The organism is Pseudomonas sp. MPB03, assembly GCF_046605385.1.
Classification (GTDB): domain Bacteria; phylum Pseudomonadota; class Gammaproteobacteria; order Pseudomonadales; family Pseudomonadaceae; genus Aquipseudomonas; species Aquipseudomonas zanjanensis.
This window is the reverse complement of sequence record NZ_CP176770.1, coordinates 6,280,083-6,295,775: the sequence shown is the minus strand read 5'-3', so window position 1 is coordinate 6,295,775 and position 15,693 is coordinate 6,280,083. Positions and strand designations below refer to the sequence as shown.

15 protein-coding genes and 1 pseudogene are annotated in these 15,693 nt (G+C 61.1%); 8 read left to right on the top strand and 8 right to left on the bottom strand.

All coding sequences use genetic code 11. From position 1 onward, the window contains the following. Window positions 1-110 precede the first annotated feature (110 nt). Complete coding sequence (locus tag ACLH0I_RS27495) at window positions 111-560, top strand: c-type cytochrome (RefSeq protein WP_411385854.1); 450 nt, start codon at window positions 111-113, stop codon at window positions 558-560. A gap of 86 nt (window positions 561-646) precedes the next feature. On the opposite strand, the gene ACLH0I_RS27490 is transcribed toward ACLH0I_RS27495, so the two are convergent. Together ACLH0I_RS27490 and ligB are read right to left on the bottom strand one after the other, a co-directional pair. Continuing rightward, window positions 647-1,042, bottom strand: coding sequence for a DUF1090 domain-containing protein (locus ACLH0I_RS27490; RefSeq protein WP_186707092.1), 396 nt, complete (start codon window positions 1,040-1,042; stop codon window positions 647-649). Between the two features lie 90 nt (window positions 1,043-1,132). After that, on the bottom strand, window positions 1,133-2,806 hold the full coding sequence (ligB, locus tag ACLH0I_RS27485) for an NAD-dependent DNA ligase LigB (protein WP_411385853.1): 1,674 nt from the start codon (window positions 2,804-2,806) through the stop codon (window positions 1,133-1,135). Between the two features lie 206 nt (window positions 2,807-3,012). Here ligB and ACLH0I_RS27480 point away from each other — a divergent pair, with 206 nt between their 5' ends. Continuing rightward, window positions 3,013-3,633, top strand: coding sequence for a LysE family translocator (locus tag ACLH0I_RS27480; protein WP_411385852.1), 621 nt, complete (start codon window positions 3,013-3,015; stop codon window positions 3,631-3,633). Window positions 3,634-3,849: 216 nt separating this feature from the next. Here ACLH0I_RS27480 and metK read toward each other — a convergent pair whose 3' ends face one another. Together metK and ACLH0I_RS27470 are read right to left on the bottom strand one after the other, a co-directional pair. Next, entirely contained in the window at window positions 3,850-5,040 is a 1,191-nt protein-coding gene (gene metK / locus ACLH0I_RS27475) for a methionine adenosyltransferase (protein ID WP_250965089.1), read from the bottom strand. A 19-nt stretch (window positions 5,041-5,059) separates the two neighbouring features. Continuing rightward, a pseudogene (locus ACLH0I_RS27470) lies at window positions 5,060-6,054 on the bottom strand (ArsR/SmtB family transcription factor). A gap of 270 nt (window positions 6,055-6,324) precedes the next feature. Here ACLH0I_RS27470 and tkt point away from each other — a divergent pair. The 6 genes from tkt to fba all read left to right on the top strand — a co-directional run bounded on the left by tkt (window position 6,325) and on the right by fba (window position 12,701). Further along, window positions 6,325-8,322: a transketolase gene (tkt, locus tag ACLH0I_RS27465; RefSeq protein ID WP_411385851.1), complete on the top strand. Its 1,998-nt coding sequence runs from the start codon at window positions 6,325-6,327 to the stop codon at window positions 8,320-8,322. Window positions 8,323-8,470: 148 nt separating this feature from the next. Then, complete coding sequence (epd, locus tag ACLH0I_RS27460; RefSeq protein WP_250965091.1) at window positions 8,471-9,526, top strand: erythrose-4-phosphate dehydrogenase; 1,056 nt, start codon at window positions 8,471-8,473, stop codon at window positions 9,524-9,526. Window positions 9,527-9,550: 24 nt separating this feature from the next. Continuing rightward, the gene (locus tag ACLH0I_RS27455; protein WP_186729190.1) at window positions 9,551-10,714 is read left to right on the top strand and encodes a phosphoglycerate kinase; all 1,164 of its coding nucleotides are present in this window, start codon (window positions 9,551-9,553) and stop codon (window positions 10,712-10,714) included. Between the two features lie 31 nt (window positions 10,715-10,745). Then, window positions 10,746-10,970 carry a hypothetical protein gene (locus ACLH0I_RS27450; protein WP_122566574.1) on the top strand — a complete coding sequence of 75 codons (225 nt, stop codon included), beginning with the start codon at window positions 10,746-10,748 and terminating at the stop codon, window positions 10,968-10,970. Window positions 10,971-11,026: 56 nt separating this feature from the next. Next, window positions 11,027-11,362, top strand: a complete 336-nt coding sequence (locus tag ACLH0I_RS27445; protein ID WP_411385850.1) for an MliC family protein — start codon at window positions 11,027-11,029, stop codon at window positions 11,360-11,362. Between the two features lie 274 nt (window positions 11,363-11,636). Further along, a complete protein-coding gene (gene fba / locus ACLH0I_RS27440; RefSeq protein ID WP_003177554.1) occupies window positions 11,637-12,701 on the top strand; it encodes a class II fructose-bisphosphate aldolase in 1,065 nt (354 codons plus the stop codon). 468 nt (window positions 12,702-13,169) lie between these two features. Here the strand turns inward: fba and ACLH0I_RS27435 are convergent, their stop codons facing one another. The 4 genes from ACLH0I_RS27435 to ACLH0I_RS27420 all read right to left on the bottom strand — a co-directional run bounded on the left by ACLH0I_RS27435 (window position 13,170) and on the right by ACLH0I_RS27420 (window position 15,372). Beyond that, window positions 13,170-13,484: a type II toxin-antitoxin system RelE/ParE family toxin gene (locus tag ACLH0I_RS27435; protein WP_411385849.1), complete on the bottom strand. Its 315-nt coding sequence runs from the start codon at window positions 13,482-13,484 to the stop codon at window positions 13,170-13,172. Continuing rightward, window positions 13,484-13,762 carry a type II toxin-antitoxin system ParD family antitoxin gene (locus ACLH0I_RS27430; RefSeq protein WP_186707102.1) on the bottom strand — a complete coding sequence of 93 codons (279 nt, stop codon included), beginning with the start codon at window positions 13,760-13,762 and terminating at the stop codon, window positions 13,484-13,486. Before ACLH0I_RS27430 ends, ACLH0I_RS27435 begins: the two co-directional genes overlap by 1 nt. A 199-nt stretch (window positions 13,763-13,961) precedes the next feature. After that, the gene (locus tag ACLH0I_RS27425; RefSeq protein WP_250965095.1) at window positions 13,962-14,246 is read right to left on the bottom strand and encodes a fructose-bisphosphate aldolase; all 285 of its coding nucleotides are present in this window, start codon (window positions 14,244-14,246) and stop codon (window positions 13,962-13,964) included. Window positions 14,247-14,703: 457 nt separating this feature from the next. Continuing rightward, window positions 14,704-15,372 (bottom strand): polysaccharide lyase family 7 protein, encoded by a 669-nt coding sequence (locus ACLH0I_RS27420; RefSeq protein WP_250965096.1) that lies wholly within the window; start codon window positions 15,370-15,372, stop codon window positions 14,704-14,706. Window positions 15,373-15,693 lie beyond the last annotated feature (321 nt).

Below are 15,693 nucleotides of genomic sequence, written 5' to 3'. Positions count from 1 at the left end.
AGCCATTCGAACACTGTCAGGTGCTCGAACAACCCGTATTGTTGATAGGGGCATTGGTCTTTACCGGTGATCCGAGGATACTAATCGCCGTTTCCTGCCCCGAGGCCAAGATGTTTGTAAAACGATTTTCCATGGCCATGCTGGCCTGTCTGATGTTGTCCGCCTGTGGCGGCGTCGATCCCAATTCTCCCCTGGGCCAGCGCAAGACGATCTTCAAGCAGATGCTCAAGACCAACGAAGAACTGGGCGGTATGTTGCGTGGCCGAGTACCGTTTGATGGCGCACGTTTCGCCGAGGGTGCGGCACAACTGGATCAATTGTCCCATGAGCCGTGGAAACATTTCCCGCAAGTACGCGAGCAAGACCACACCAGCGCCCGGGATGAAGTCTGGCAAAAACAGGCGCGCTTCCAGGAACTGGCCCGCAACCTTGAAGCAGTCACCGGTGAGTTGGTGGTCGTCAGCAAGGTCCAGCCCTACCGGGCCAGCAACCTGGGGCCGGCGGTGCAGAAGGTCGAGGATGCGTGCAGTGCCTGTCATAAAGAGTTTCGGGATTATTGACATGTCTTGAAAGATCGCAGGCTTCGCCAGCTCCTACAGGTTGAATGCGATTCCCTGTAGGAGCTGGCGAAGCCTGCGATCTTTGTTCACTTATCCAACTCGTCCACCGCTTCCTGCAACTCCTTGCGGGAAGCAGCCAGCTTGTCCTTGCGCTTGTTGATCCGCTCGGCATCGCCTTTCTTCATGGCTTTTTCCAGGTCGGCCTGGCGCCGGCTGACCTCGTGCTTGGCATCGAGCACCTTGTTTTCCCGCTCCTTGCGCAAGGAAGCATCGGTGCAATGGGTGGTGACTTCGTTCAACGCGGTTTCCAGACCCGCCTGCTGATCCTGGTTGCCGCGGGACTTGGCCAGTTCGATCTGGTTGATGATGCCCTGGCGCTTGGCCGCGCAACCGGTGAGTTCCGGGGTTTGCTCGTCCGCCATCAAAGGGGCGGCCATGGCGCTGCACAAGAGCAGCAGGGCAGCAGGGGACAGGAAATTCATAGCAACTCCGTAAAAAATCGCGAGCGGTCGGTGCAGATGCGCTGTTGGAACGCATGCTTGCCCCTTGGGTTCAACCGCACGGGGGCCGGATTAAAAACCGTCGATCCCGGCGGTGCGTAATTCGTCACTCAAGGCCAGTACCTGTGGGTCGCGAAAAAAGGCGCTCAATTGCGCGGCGCGTCCCGGTCCGATGCCGGCTTCGGCTTGCCATTGTTCGGTACTGCGTTCGGCCAGCTTCTGCCACGGCCCTTCCAGTCGTGCCTGACCGCTGGGCGGCAGGCCCAAGGCCTTGAGCCAGTGTCCGAAAGGGCGTTGTCGGGCGCTGTCCAGGCTGGCGAGCAGGCGGGCGCTACTGCGCTCGCCGAAGCCGCCAATGTTAGCAAGCTCGGCGGCATCGAGGGTCAACCAATCCAGTAATCCGTTGAGTCGACCGGCAGCCAGGAGTTTTTCCCAGGTGCCGGGGCCGACATGGGGCAGGGCAAGGCCGTGCTTGCCGCTGAGCCAGTTCAGGCGTGCGAGGAATTGGCTTTCACAACCGGGCGTCGCTTGCCAGCAACTCAGGAAGTGATGATCGCTCGCCGTGGGGGCATTGACGTCCTGGCGTTCGAGGCTGCGCAGTACCACCTCGTCGAGGCGTGGGATGGTCAGCCCGGCCAGGCTGATGGCGACCCGGTCGCCGGGGCGGATGTCCATCTCCTCCCAGCGCTTGAGAGAACTGACGCTCACCCGGCGAATCCACCGGTCGTCGAGCCGGATGCGTTCAAGCTCCAGTACGGGGGTGATACGCCCGGTACGACCGACCTTGAAGTGCACCTTGCGCACTTCGGCCAAAGCCTGGGCATACGGATATTTCCAGGCCACGCTCCAGAACGGCGCCCTGGCCTGCCAGCGGTCGGCAGGTGGGCGGCGGCTCTGGCGCAGAACGATGCCGTCGCTGGCGAAGGGCAACGGTGTGCGATACCAGTGGTCGCGCCACTGCTGGGCATCGGCCAATGCCCGGACGGGCTGGTGGTAGTCGCGGGTGTCGGCGAAACCCAGTGCGTTCAGCCCAGTCATCCGTTCGGGCAGGGTGTCGGGCCCTTCAGGCCAGTCCCAGACAAACAGCCCGATGGAGGATGCCTCCTGCGTCGTCAAACTGCTGCGCGCCATCAAGCCCGCCACGGTTGCACGGGCGTTCAGGCTGCCGCTGCGGGCTTGGACATGCGCCTCCAGGCGCCAGTACAACTCACCTTGGACGACCTGGTCCACGGGCTGGCTCAGTTGTTGCGGGATGGCGCCGATCTTGCGCGCATTTGGGGTCCAGTCATGCCCCTGGACGCCATCGCCGCGGCTGATCGCCTGGTGCAGGCGGCCCTTGCGGTAAACCAGGGAGACCGCCACGCCATCGATCTTCGGCTGCGCCCAGACATCCTCCCGACCCTGCAGCCAAGCCTCCACGGCGTCGGCATCCTTGAGTTTTTCCAGGCCGGTATGGACGATGGGGTGTGGCACCTTTCCGCCCGCCGAGCGCAGGGGATCATCGGGCGCCGCGAGATGGAAGCAGCCGCGCCATTGGCCCAACTGGTTGCGGGACTGGTCATAAAGCTCATCGGCCACCAGCGTCTGGCCGAGGCGATGGTAACTGTCGTCCCAGGTGTCGATCTGCTGTTGCAGTGCGGCGATCTCGGCCTGGGCGCGTTCAACAGGCCAGTCGGGACAGGGCGCAGCAACCGCGGGAATAGCGATGAAGACGAGACAGGCGAGGGCATGCAGGTACGGTGGCATCGAAGCATCCTTGCTTGGTTGAGTACCTCAAGGCTAGTCAGTGTCTTGATCGTTGCGAGGCCCGGAGCGTTACCGGATTTTGCGGCGACTGATGGCTAAATCGCGGCGGTACAGTCCGACGCGATTTAGCCGCGCAACTGTCCCTTGAACCCCTCGATGACCGGTGCAGAATGAACCTTCGATCCGCCTCCGCCTGGAACGCTCGAATGGACCTGTCGACCCTCGCTGTTTTCATTCCGGCCTGCTTTGCGCTGAACATGGCGCCAGGGCCGAACAACCTGCTCTCCATCAGTAACGCCTCGCGTTATGGCTTCGTCCGGGCGTGCGGCGGCGGTGTCGGTCGATTGCTGGCGTTTGCAATCATGATCGCCCTGGCGGCGGTGGGGCTCACCGCTGTGCTGCACACCTCGGAGTTGCTGTTCCTGGGGATCAAGCTCGTCGGTGCCGGTTACCTGTTCTACCTGGCCGTGCAGTTGTGGCGGGCCCAGCCTGAGGCCGACAACGAAGTCGGGCTCGCCTCAATGAGCCGAGCCGGCCTGGCACGCCAGGAGTTCCTGGTGGCGATCGGGAATCCGAAGGCGATCCTGTTGTTTACTGCGTTCCTGCCGCAATTCGTCGACCGTACCGGCACCGTTACCCAACAATTCGCCGTGCTGGGTGGCTTGTTCCTGGTGCTGGAGTGCATCGCCATCGGGCTGTATTGCTACATGGGCATTTACGCACGGCGGCTGTTTGCCCGGCCCAGCGGTAAGCGCCTGTTCAATCGGATGTGTGCAGGACTGCTCGCCAGCGCGGCTTCGTTTTTGCTGGTGGCACGGCGATCGTGAACATTGCGCTAAGCCTTTGTGGCGAGGGAGCTTGCTCCCGCTGGGGTGCGAAGCGCCCCCTCTAACCATCAGGCGCACTGGTTTCCCCGGAGGACTGATTGGGGCTGCTGCGCAGCCCAGCGGGAGCAAGCTCCCTCGCCACAAAAGCATGAAAACCCCAAGGCATGAAAAAGCCCCTGGCGACCGAGTCGCCAGGGGCTTTTTTACAGGCGGGTATTACAGGCCGGCAGCGGCGCGCAGGGCGTCGGCGCGGTCGGTTTTTTCCCAGGTGAACGTGGTGAAGGTGTCGTCACCCACGGTCTTGGTCTGTGGCGTGCGACCGAAGTGGCCGTAGGCAGCAGTGTCCTGGTACATCGGGTGCAGCAGGTCGAGCATCTTGGTGATGGCGTACGGACGCAGGTCGAACACTTCACGGACCAGGTTGATGATCTTGTCATCGCCGATCTTGCCGGTGCCGAAGGTGTTCAGCGAAATCGACGTAGGCTGGGCCACGCCAATGGCGTAGGACACCTGGATCTCGCAACGCTCGGCCAGGCCGGCGGCTACGATGTTCTTGGCGACATAACGACCGGCGTAGGCGGCCGAACGGTCAACCTTGGAAGGGTCCTTGCCGGAGAACGCGCCGCCGCCGTGACGGGCCATGCCGCCGTAGCTGTCGACGATGATCTTGCGACCGGTCAGGCCGCAGTCGCCCACCGGGCCGCCGATGATGAACTGGCCGGTCGGGTTGATGTGGAACTGGGTGTCCTTGGACAGCAACTCGGCAGGCAGCACGTGCTTGACGATCAGTTCCATCACGCCTTCGCGCAGGTCTTTGTAGGACACATCAGGGTTGTGCTGGGTCGACAGAACGACAGCGTCGATGCCGACCACCTTGCCGCCTTCGTAGCGGCAGGTCACCTGGGACTTGGCGTCCGGGCGCAACCACGGCAGCAGGCCGGATTTACGAGCCTCGGCCTGGCGCTGGACCAGCTGGTGCGAGAAGGTGATCGGGGCCGGCATCAGCACGTCGGTCTCGTTGCTGGCGTAGCCGAACATCAGGCCCTGGTCGCCGGCGCCCTGGTCTTCTGGCTTGGCCCGATCAACGCCCTGGTTGATGTCGGGGGACTGCTTGCCGATGATGTTCATCACGCCGCAGGTCGCGCCGTCGAAGCCAACGTCGGAGCTGTTGTAGCCAATGCCCAGGATGACGTCGCGGACGATCTGTTCCAGGTCGACCCAGGCCGAGGTGGTGACTTCGCCGGCGATGATCGCCACGCCCGTTTTCACCAGAGTCTCGCACGCCACGCGGGCGAACTTGTCTTCAGCAATGATGGCGTCCAGCACCGCATCAGAAATCTGGTCGGCGATTTTGTCCGGATGCCCTTCAGACACGGACTCGGAGGTGAAAAGGGAGTATTCGCTCATCTCGATGTTTTCCTACAAGTTACCGTTGGTGAGTGTCGCCAGTGGCCGCTGAAAGTGGCGAACCTGGATCTGGAAACCATTACGTAAGCCTATATAGAGGCTTTCCCCGGGCACGAGGCCCGCTGTGGTGGCCCAGCGGGCCAGGTCGTCTTGTTCAAAGCCGAGCCAGAGATCGCCGCAGGCTTCCCTGGCCCAACTCTGGTTGTGGCTGCATAACTCGGTCACCAGCAGGCTGCCGCCCGGTTGCAGCAGGCCGGCCATGTGCTTGAGTGCCTCGGCCGGCGCGGCGAAATGATGCAGCACCATATTCAATACAACGCAGTCAGCCTGCAGGTTCATGCCATCCAGTGCATCGGCCAGTTGCAGGCGGACGTTAGCCAGGGCCTCGCGCTCACAAACCTGGCGCGCCAGTTCGAGCATGGCCGGGCTGTTGTCCAGCGCCGTCACTTGGCTGAAGCGTCGCGCCAGCTCCGGCAGGAACGCACCGTCGCCGGGGCCGACTTCGATCGCCGTGGCCGTGGGCTCGAAACTCAATTTATCGAGCAGTGCCACGACGCTTTCGCGGTATTGCGGCAGTCCGGCGATCAGGTCTTGCTGGGCGCGAAACTTCTCGGCGACCCGTGCGAAGAAGTCCTGGCTGGCAGCGGCCCGTTGGCCGTGGACCTGGGCGATGCGAGCCTGCACGTCGCTCGGCAGGGCCAGCGCGTCCACTTCGTCCAGCAGCGCCGCGTGCAGCTTGCCGCCCAACAGGTCGGTGTGGGGCAGGGCGCGGCGATAGAAGATGGCGTTGCCTTCCCGGCGGGTCGCCACCAGCTCGGCCTGGGCCAGGACCTTGAGGTGGTGGCTCATGCCGGACTGACCGATGCCGAAGATCTGCGCCAGTTCCAGCACGCCGAACGAATCGTTGGCCAGGGCGCGCAAAACATTGAGCCGCAACGGATCGCCGCCGGCCTTGCAAAGGGCCGCCAGCTCATCGCAGTCGTCATGGCGAATGGTGGGCGCGGGTAAGTTCATGAGCGGCAGTCTAGTGAGGGGTTTGGATCGCCGCAAGGTCAATATCAAAAAGTTTTGATATTGGTGGATAAATGGCACTTCCCAACCCGTGCTTGACTCTACAACCCATCAGCGGAAAGGTTTCACCTGGCGAATGCGACTTTATCCACCGGAAAAACGCTCATGGATGACTATCTGTCATTGCCCCGGGGCGGGTGGGTGAGGGAAAATGCTCGCCTTTTTCAGTTTCGTTTTATTCATTCTCGATTCAATACCCGCAGGAGAACAGCGATGCCCAGCCGTCGTGAGCGTGCCAATGCCATTCGTGCCCTCAGCATGGATGCCGTGCAGAAAGCCAACAGCGGCCATCCCGGTGCCCCCATGGGTATGGCGGATATCGCCGAGGTGCTTTGGCGCGACTACCTCAAGCACAGCCCGAGCAACCCGGCCTTCGCCGACCGTGACCGTTTCGTACTGTCCAACGGTCACGGCTCGATGTTGATCTACTCGCTGCTGCACCTGACCGGCTATGACCTGTCGATCGATGACCTGAAGAACTTCCGCCAACTGCACAGCCGCACCCCGGGCCACCCGGAATACGGCTACACCCCGGGCGTGGAAACCACCACCGGTCCATTGGGCCAGGGCCTGGCCAACGCCGTGGGTTTTGCCCTGGCGGAAAAAGTCCTGGCCGCGCAGTTCAACCGCCCGGGTCATAACGTCGTCGATCACCACACCTACGTGTTCCTGGGTGATGGCTGCATGATGGAAGGCATTTCCCATGAAGTCGCCTCCTTGGCCGGCACCCTGGGCCTGGACAAGCTGATCGCGTTCTACGACGACAACGGCATCTCCATCGACGGCGAAGTCGAAGGCTGGTTCACCGACGACACCCCCAAGCGCTTCGAAGCCTACAACTGGCTAGTGATCCGCAACGTCGACGGTCACGATCCGGAAGAGATCAAGATTGCCATCGAGACGGCGCGCAAGAGCACCCAGCCGACCCTGATCTGCTGCAAGACCACCATCGGTTTCGGCTCGCCGAACAAGCAGGGCAAGGAAGACTGCCACGGCGCGCCACTGGGCGCCGAGGAAATCGCCCTGACCCGCGCTGCGCTGAAGTGGAACCATGGCCCGTTCGAAATCCCGGCCGACATCTATGCCGAATGGGATGCCAAGGAAAAAGGCCGCGCCCTCGAAGCCGAGTGGGACCAGCGTTTCGCTGCCTATTCCGCCGAATTCCCTGAGCTGGCCAACGAACTGGTGCGTCGCCTCAGCGGCGAGTTGCCGGCCGATTTCGCCGAAAAAGCCTCGGCATATATCGCTGAAGTCGCCGCCAAGGGCGAAACCATCGCCAGCCGCAAGGCCAGCCAGAACACCCTGAACGCCTTCGGCCCATTGCTGCCGGAACTGCTGGGCGGTTCGGCCGACCTGGCCGGTTCCAACCTGACCCTGTGGAAAGGCTGCAAAGGTGTCAGCGCCGAAGACGCCAGCGGCAACTACATGTACTACGGCGTTCGTGAGTTCGGCATGAGCGCGATCATGAACGGCGTTGCGCTGCACGGCGGCCTGGTGCCTTACGGCGCGACCTTCCTGATGTTCATGGAGTACGCCCGCAACGCCGTGCGCATGTCGGCGTTGATGAAAAAACGCATCCTGTATGTGTTCACCCATGACTCCATCGGCTTGGGCGAAGACGGCCCGACGCACCAGCCGATCGAGCAACTGGCGAGCCTGCGTTGCACGCCGAACCTGGATACCTGGCGTCCCTGCGATGCCGTGGAATCGGCGGTGGCCTGGAAATACGCCCTCGAGCGTAACGACGGCCCGTCGGCACTGATCTTTTCGCGCCAGAACCTGCAGCACCAGAACCGCGGTGCCGACCAGATCGGCGACATCGCGCGCGGCGGCTACGTGCTCAAGGATTGCATTGGCGAGCCTGAGCTGATCCTGATTGCTACCGGTTCCGAAGTCGGCCTGGCCGTCCAGGCCTATGACAAGCTGACCGAGCAGGGCCGCAACGTACGCGTGGTGTCCATGCCGTGCACCAGCGTGTTCGACGCCCAGGATGCCGGTTACAAGCAAGCGGTGTTGCCGCTGCAGGTCAGTGCGCGGATCGCCATCGAAGCTGCCCATGCCGATTACTGGTACAAGTACGTGGGCCTGGAAGGCCGCGTGATCGGCATGACCACCTACGGCGAATCGGCACCTGCGCCGGCGCTGTTCGAGGAGTTTGGCTTCACCCTGGAAAACATCCTGGGTCAGGCGGAAGAGCTGCTGGAAGACTGATCTGTAAAAGGTTGTCTGTGCTGACGCCATCGCGAGCGAGCTCGCTCCCACAAGGATCTCCACTGACCCTGTGGGAGCGAGCTTGCTCGCGATAGCGGTGGTGCAGGCAATGCTGGTCTTAACGGATTCACCCGATCAGAGAACCCCCATGCCCCAACCGCGTCCCTACAAAGTTGCACTCAACGGCTACGGCCGGATTGGTCGTTGCGTCTTGCGTGCGTTGTTCGAGCGAGGGGCCAAGGCCGGTTTCGAAATCGTGGCGATCAACGACCTGGCCGACATGGCCAGCATCGAATACCTGACACGCTTTGACTCCACCCACGGCCGGTTCCCCGGTGAAGTGCGGGTCGAGGGCGATTGTCTGCATATCAATGGTGATTGCGTGAAGGTCCTGCGCAGCGCCACCCCCGAAGGCATCGATTGGGCGTCCCTGGGCGTCGATCTGGTGCTTGAATGTTCCGGCGCCTATAACACTCGCGACGATGGCCTGCGCTTCATCGCCGCCGGCGCGCCACGGGTATTGTTCTCACAGCCGATGGCCAGCGAAGCGGACGTCGACGCCACCATCGTCTATGGCGTGAACCAGGATTGCCTGAGCGGCGAAGAGCTGCTGGTGTCCAACGCGTCCTGCACGACCAACTGCGGCGTGCCGCTGTTGCGCCTGCTGGACCAGGCCATCGGCCTGGAATATGTATCGATCACCACCATCCACTCGGCGATGAACGACCAGCCGGTGATCGATGCCTATCACCACGAGGACTTGCGCCGCACCCGTTCGGCGTTCCAGTCGGTGATTCCGGTGTCCACTGGTCTGGCGCGCGGCATCGAACGGCTGCTGCCGGAACTTGCCGGGCGAATTCAGGCCAAAGCCGTGCGGGTGCCGACGGTCAACGTGTCCTGCCTCGACATTACGATGCAGACCGTGAGCGATACCGACGCCACCGAGGTCAACCGAATCCTGCGCGAAGCCGCCACCAGCGGCCCGCTCAAAGGCCTCCTGGCCTATACCGAGTTGCCTCACGCCAGCTGTGATTTTAATCATGACCCCCATTCGGCCATTGTCGATGCCAGCCAGACCCGTGTATCCGGGCCGCGGCTTGTGAACATCCTGGCCTGGTTCGACAACGAATGGGGGTTCGCCAACCGAATGCTGGACGTTGCCGAGCATTACCTGCAAACCGCTTCGAAAAAACCTGCTCTCTAAACAGTTACCCAGGAATTGCGACCCATGACCGTGTTGAAGATGTCCGACCTCGATCTGCAAGGTAAGCGCGTACTGATCCGCGAAGACCTCAACGTCCCCGTCAAGGACGGTGTTGTCACCAGCGACGCGCGTATCCTGGCTTCGCTGCCGACCATCAAGCTGGCCTTGGAAAAAGGCGCGGCCGTGATGGTTTGCTCCCACCTGGGCCGTCCGACCGAAGGCGAGTTCTCGGCGGAAAACAGCCTCAAGCCTGTGGCCGACTACCTGAGCAAGGCCTTGGGCCGCGAAGTGCCGCTAGTGGCCGATTACCTGGGCGGCGTCGACGTCAAGGCCGGCGACGTGGTGCTGTTCGAAAACGTGCGCTTCAACAAGGGCGAGAAAAAGAACGCCGACGAACTGGCCCAGCAATACGCCGCCCTGTGCGACGTGTTCGTCATGGACGCTTTCGGCACCGCTCACCGCGCCGAAGGCTCGACCCATGGCGTGGCGAAGTTCGCCAAAGTCGCCGCCGCAGGTCCCCTGCTGGCCGCCGAACTGGACGCATTGGGCAAGGCCCTGGGTTCGCCGGCCCAGCCAATGGCTGCCATTGTGGCCGGCTCCAAGGTTTCCACCAAACTGGACGTGCTCAATAGCCTGAGCCAAGTCTGCAACCAGTTGATCGTGGGTGGCGGCATCGCCAACACCTTCCTGGCTGCTGCCGGTCACCCGGTTGGCAAATCCCTGTACGAGCCAGACCTGCTGGACACTGCCCGGGAAATCGCCGCCAAGGTCAGCGTACCGTTGCCGGTGGACGTGGTCGTGGCCAAGGAATTCGCTGAAAGCGCCACCGCTACCGTCAAGCTGATCGCCGATGTGGCCGACGATGACATGATCCTCGACATCGGTCCGCAAACCGCAGCCAACTTCGCCGAACTGCTGAAATCCTCCCAGACGATCCTGTGGAACGGTCCGGTTGGCGTGTTCGAGTTCGACCAGTTCGGCAACGGCACCAAGGTGCTGGCCCAAGCCATCGCTGAAAGCGCGGCGTTCTCCATCGCCGGTGGCGGCGACACCCTGGCGGCCATCGATAAATATGGCGTGGCCGCACAGATCTCCTACATTTCTACCGGTGGCGGCGCATTCCTCGAATTCGTCGAAGGCAAAGTGCTGCCTGCCGTGGAAGTCCTGGAAAGCCGGGCCAAGGCCTGACGCTGCGTTGACCAGGCAAAGGAGTGTTCTGATGGTCAAGACGTTCACGTTGCTGCTGGCGGCGACGATGCTGGTGGCTTGCTCAAGCAGCCCGGAGGCCCCGGCCCCGCAAACCGGCACGCCGACGCCCGAAGAAGGCTGTTACCAGGCCGACTGGCAAGCCGAGACCAATCCGGTGCTGAACAAGCGTTCCGGACCGGACGGCCTGGACAAATACGAGACGCAAACCCCGGCCAAGGAACATGGTTGTCCTTGACGGGTCTGACACTTAACTCATGGCGGGCGGCAGGTGCCGTCCGTCGAGGAACACGGATGAAAGGCTTGATCGCCGTCGTGGCGTTGGCATTGCTGGCCGGTTGTTCGCAACTGGGTTTTTTGCAGTCGTCCGAACCTGTTTCAGAGGGCTGGACAAGCTGGACCTGTGACAGCGAGGCCAAAGTGCTGTGGCGCTACACCGATGCCGCACGCAAGGAAGTCGATGTACGCCTGGGCGGCGCCGATAAGGTGTATCGCCTCACGCTGGAGCCGGGCGCCGAAGGTTCGCTGTACAGCGACGACATGCTGGCGTTTCACGTCAAGGGTGAGGAAGGCCTGGTGTACTGGGTCGCCACCAATGACTTGATTGGGCGTGGCTGCAAGGCGCAGTGACAGGATTGATCTGATTCACCGAGATCTGAACGTGGACGCAGATCCATTGTGGGAGCGAGCTTGCTCGCGATAGCGGTCTATCAGGCAACAGTCATGTTGGATGTGCCGCCCTTATCGCGAGCAAGCTCGCTCCCACAGGGACCGCGTCAATATTTGGATTTAGCGATACCGAACACGCAGCTCGGGCCAACCCCCGATCCGCAATGACTTGAATAGCCGCCGCCGCTCCGGCAGGCTGGCACGATTAACGACCCTCGACCGGGAGAGAGACACAATGGCACTTATCAGCATGCGTCAGATGCTGGACCACGCAGCCGAGTTCGGCTACGGCGTTCCAGCCTTTAACGTCAACAACCTTGAGCAGATGCGCGCCATCATGGAAGCCGCTGACAAGACTGACTCTCCGGTGATCGTCCAGGCTTCGGCCGGCGCCCGCAAATACGCCGGCGCGCCATTCCTGCGTCACCTGATCCTGGCGGCGATCGAAGAATTCCCGCACATCCCGGTGTGCATGCACCAGGACCACGGCACCAGCCCGGACGTCTGCCAGCGCTCTATCCAACTGGGCTTCAGCTCGGTGATGATGGACGGTTCCCTTGGCGAAGACGGCAAGACCCCGACCGACTACGAATACAACGTACGCGTCACCCAGCAAACCGTCGCCATGGCCCATGCCTGTGGCGTCTCGGTGGAAGGTGAACTGGGTTGCCTGGGTTCACTGGAAACCGGCATGGCCGGTGAAGAAGACGGTATCGGCGCCGAAGGCGTGCTCGACCACAGCCAAATGCTGACCGACCCGGAAGAAGCCGCGGATTTCGTCAAGAAAACCCAGGTCGACGCCCTGGCCATTGCCATCGGCACCAGCCACGGCGCCTACAAGTTCACCAAGCCACCTACCGGCGACGTGCTGGCCATCGACCGCATCAAGGAAATCCACAAGCGCATTCCCAACACTCACTTGGTGATGCACGGTTCTTCTTCGGTGCCGCAAGAATGGCTGGCGATCATCAACCAGTACGGTGGCGACATCAAGGAAACCTACGGCGTGCCAGTTGAGGAGATCGTCGAAGGTATCAAGTACGGCGTGCGCAAGGTCAACATCGATACCGATCTGCGCCTGGCTTCCACCGGTGCGATGCGTCGGTTGATGGCGACCAACCCGAGCGAGTTTGATCCGCGTAAGTTCTTTGGTGCGACTGTGACGGCGATGCGGGATGTTTGTATTGCGCGTTATGAGGCGTTTGGTACGGCGGGTAATGCTTCGAAGATCAAGCCGATCTCTCTGGAGGCTATGTATCAGCGGTATTTGAAGGGTGAGTTGAACGCTAAGGTTAATTGATGTTTTAGCGTTGTTAGAAAGCCCGCAGTGATGCGGGTTTTTTTATGGGTGGGATTTGGGTGTATATCCGTTTTTTGGGTTACGGCTGCTTAGGGTTCCGCCCTGACGGCGGGTCACTTTTGAAGAGCGCAAAAGTAACCAAAACGCTTCTGCCCCACCACTCGGTGCCTCGCTAGGGCTCGGCATACCCTCACTCCGGCATTGCTCCGTGGGCCGCCGCGAAGGGCCATCCATGGCCCAGCGCGGCTATCCCGGCATCCATGCCGGGATGCCCACTCCACAATGCCTACGTTCGGCCATCGTGGTTAACGGGGCGCCCGGATCAACGTCCATCGCGAGGCGGCCTAGTAGCCGACCTGGCTCTTGGTGGGACCGCGTTTCTCCTGTGGGAGCGAGCTTGCTCGCGACGGCGGTATCACAGTCGATGAAGCTGTTGAATGTGCCGGCCTCTTCGCGGGCGGGCTTGCGTCAATCGTCCAGTTCGCTCTGCAACGCACCCTCAAAATCCTGTCCACCGTAAAAAATGCCCAAAATGAAAACCTGTTCGGCCTCAACGGCAAAGGCAATCACTGTCCGCTTACGGTAGTTTGTGATGCGCAAACCCAGCCGTATATCGTCTCTCGGGTTTCCTCGGTGCGGGAACGTCTGTAGTTCTTCACAATAGGTCACGATGGCGTCGGTATACCGATGGGCAATTTCTGGCGAAGCCTCTGTGCCAATGTAGCGATAGAGCGCAGCTAACTGCTCAAGGGCTTGCGGTGCAAACTCGACGGTATAGGTCATTACGATTTTACAGTGGCGTTCTGGTGCTCAGCAGCCAATCGGGAGCGCACCTCATCAACGCTTAGCGCACACGAGGGATCAGCTTTCAAGGCATCGTAAGCTGGGGTTACTTGGCCTACGAGCCAGTTTTCCAAAGCCCGATCACGAGCCAGCAGCGCCCTGAGGCCATCACGAATGACTTCACTTTCAGTGGCGTACTCGCCGGCAGCCACCTTGGCTTTCACTACGTCGGCCATCTGGTTAGGCAGCGTGATGCTGAACTGTTGAGTGCTACGCATGATGAGCCTCCGGGGTAAGATAGGATTTAATCCTACTCTGCCCAAAAGATTATGCACATGACCTCCTGTCATTCTCGACTTTGCTGGTGGATTTAGAGGTGAGCTTGCTCGCGCTGTGTCAGTGGACATCCATGCAGATGATCCACCGCATCGCGAGCAGGCTCGCTCCCACAGGGGATCGTCTCCCGCCAGGAGGGCTTTATTGGTCTTCGAGGCCGCGTTGTTCGATGACGCCGAACACGTCGGTGACATCCTGGACCAGGATCCGGGCGACGTTGGTGAGGGTATTGAGGTCGCTGGCGGCCGAATCGCGCAAGGTGGCGCAGGCCATGAGAGTCAGGTAGTCGAGAGTAGCGTGCAGACGTTCGCTGGCGCAGGCGTGGAGCTCGGTCAATGGGACCGTTTTATCGATGAATAGGACGGGTTGGGTGCTGGCGATCGGGGTCAAGGGCGTGAAGCGGCTAGTCGATTGATGCATGGTCATAGATGAAATTCCCTATAGAAAAAGAATTGCCACCTTTTTGCTGCGAAACAAAGTGGGTGGCAGCTACGCGCGGGTTCGCAGACCGAGAATGACCAAACCCGGCAGACCCAGAGGTCTCCCACGCGCAACCGCCATAAATGAACGCTGGCAATTTTGCCTGAGTTTTCATTTCGCGGTGCAAAGTCATTGTTCTCTGTCGGGCTGCGAAACCCTTGCCCACTGACCAAAGCCAGCAGACCCACCGAACTATAGAGCAGATTCCCAAGGCCAAAATCGGCCCTGTAGGACGCACCGGCCCCCTGTGGCGAGGGAGCTTGCTCCCGCTCGGGGGCGCAGCCGCCGCAAAACCGGTGCATGCGTTGGGTCTGGCGGAAAGAGGGGCCGCTTCGCAGCCCAGCGGGAGCAAGCTCCCTCGCCACAGGGTGTAAATTCCTACGAGATTTTAGGACGTAAAAGTTCAGGTGTTGTGATCGATATCCAGCACGCTGAACGTCACCTTCCCACCTTCACTGGTATAGCCCGTGTTGTCCTGCACATACACCCCAGCCTTGAAATACAACGGTTTGTCGCGCCACGCCGCGCCGACGGTGGTGTACCAGCTATTACCCGCAGCGGTAATGCCCAGGTCGCCGGTACGATCCAGATGAATCCGGTAAGAGAAGGACCGATTGAGCTTCACCCCAGTGGCCACGGTAATCACCCTGCCTTCGCTGTCATCGGGCCGCATGCGGACCTTGGCGACGATGTTCCCGGTGGCGCTGTCTTCCTTGTATTGGTATTCCAGCTTGACCATGGGCTTGCTGCTGTCCTTGGCATGGATCTGGCCGATCACGATCTTGCCGCTGCTGGGCACCTGATTGACCACCAAATTTGCCCGCAGCTGGTTGTCGGCGTCGGGATAAACCCAGTTGCGCAAGGTGCCGTCCCGGTAGGTCTCGCGTAATTCGCTGCGGGGGTAGATGGCGTTTTCAGTCTTGGTGCCGGTGACCGGAGACCAGAAATACACCGTGCTGCCTTCGGAGTTGAAATATTTGTCCTGGAACCCATCCACCAGTCGAGGGGTTTCGATGGTTTTCGGCGGGCTGCCTTCAGGGATGCTCAGGTTCCAGGTTGCAAGGTCGACCATGTTCGGATCCTTTCCACTGTAAAAGAAATGATTCACGCCATCGCCGGAGGCTCTAGGACGCACTTTTGCTGAGGCCAAGAATGGGCGCGGACGGGAATTTGGCGCATTCGTCCGGCGGAGGGTTGGCGTCAGCAGACCGTCAGAGTGGCGTTTTCCGGATTTGTGCCCGAGATAATCGACCGTTGGTCGGCTGCCGGGCTTTTCCTTGGAACCATTAGGCGATGGCTATTTGGCAGCTGCTTAGGACAGGGCAAAAAAAAAGCACCCAAGCCGGATGCCTTTTAAGGAGGGGCGCCGATAGCAGCGTTCCGTGCCGCTATT

Excerpts from the sequence above, each read along its gene's own strand:
- tkt (WP_411385851.1), top strand. The coding sequence starts at position 6,325 with ATGCCCAGCCGTCGTGAGCGTGCCAATGCCATTCGTGCCCTCAGCATG.
- ACLH0I_RS27480 (WP_411385852.1), top strand. The coding sequence starts at position 3,013 with ATGGACCTGTCGACCCTCGCTGTTTTCATTCCGGCCTGCTTTGCGCTG.
- ACLH0I_RS27455 (WP_186729190.1), top strand. The coding sequence starts at position 9,551 with ATGACCGTGTTGAAGATGTCCGACCTCGATCTGCAAGGTAAGCGCGTA.
- ACLH0I_RS27445 (WP_411385850.1), top strand. The coding sequence starts at position 11,027 with ATGAAAGGCTTGATCGCCGTCGTGGCGTTGGCATTGCTGGCCGGTTGT.
- ACLH0I_RS27490 (WP_186707092.1), bottom strand. The coding sequence starts at position 1,042 with ATGAATTTCCTGTCCCCTGCTGCCCTGCTGCTCTTGTGCAGCGCCATG.
- fba (WP_003177554.1), top strand. The coding sequence starts at position 11,637 with ATGGCACTTATCAGCATGCGTCAGATGCTGGACCACGCAGCCGAGTTC.
- ACLH0I_RS27425 (WP_250965095.1), bottom strand. The coding sequence starts at position 14,246 with ATGACCATGCATCAATCGACTAGCCGCTTCACGCCCTTGACCCCGATC.
- epd (WP_250965091.1), top strand. The coding sequence starts at position 8,471 with ATGCCCCAACCGCGTCCCTACAAAGTTGCACTCAACGGCTACGGCCGG.
- ACLH0I_RS27430 (WP_186707102.1), bottom strand. The coding sequence starts at position 13,762 with ATGCGTAGCACTCAACAGTTCAGCATCACGCTGCCTAACCAGATGGCC.
- ACLH0I_RS27435 (WP_411385849.1), bottom strand. The coding sequence starts at position 13,484 with ATGACCTATACCGTCGAGTTTGCACCGCAAGCCCTTGAGCAGTTAGCT.
- ligB (WP_411385853.1), bottom strand. The coding sequence starts at position 2,806 with ATGCCACCGTACCTGCATGCCCTCGCCTGTCTCGTCTTCATCGCTATT.
- ACLH0I_RS27450 (WP_122566574.1), top strand. The coding sequence starts at position 10,746 with ATGGTCAAGACGTTCACGTTGCTGCTGGCGGCGACGATGCTGGTGGCT.
- ACLH0I_RS27495 (WP_411385854.1), top strand. The coding sequence starts at position 111 with ATGTTTGTAAAACGATTTTCCATGGCCATGCTGGCCTGTCTGATGTTG.
- metK (WP_250965089.1), bottom strand. The coding sequence starts at position 5,040 with ATGAGCGAATACTCCCTTTTCACCTCCGAGTCCGTGTCTGAAGGGCAT.
- ACLH0I_RS27420 (WP_250965096.1), bottom strand. The coding sequence starts at position 15,372 with ATGGTCGACCTTGCAACCTGGAACCTGAGCATCCCTGAAGGCAGCCCG.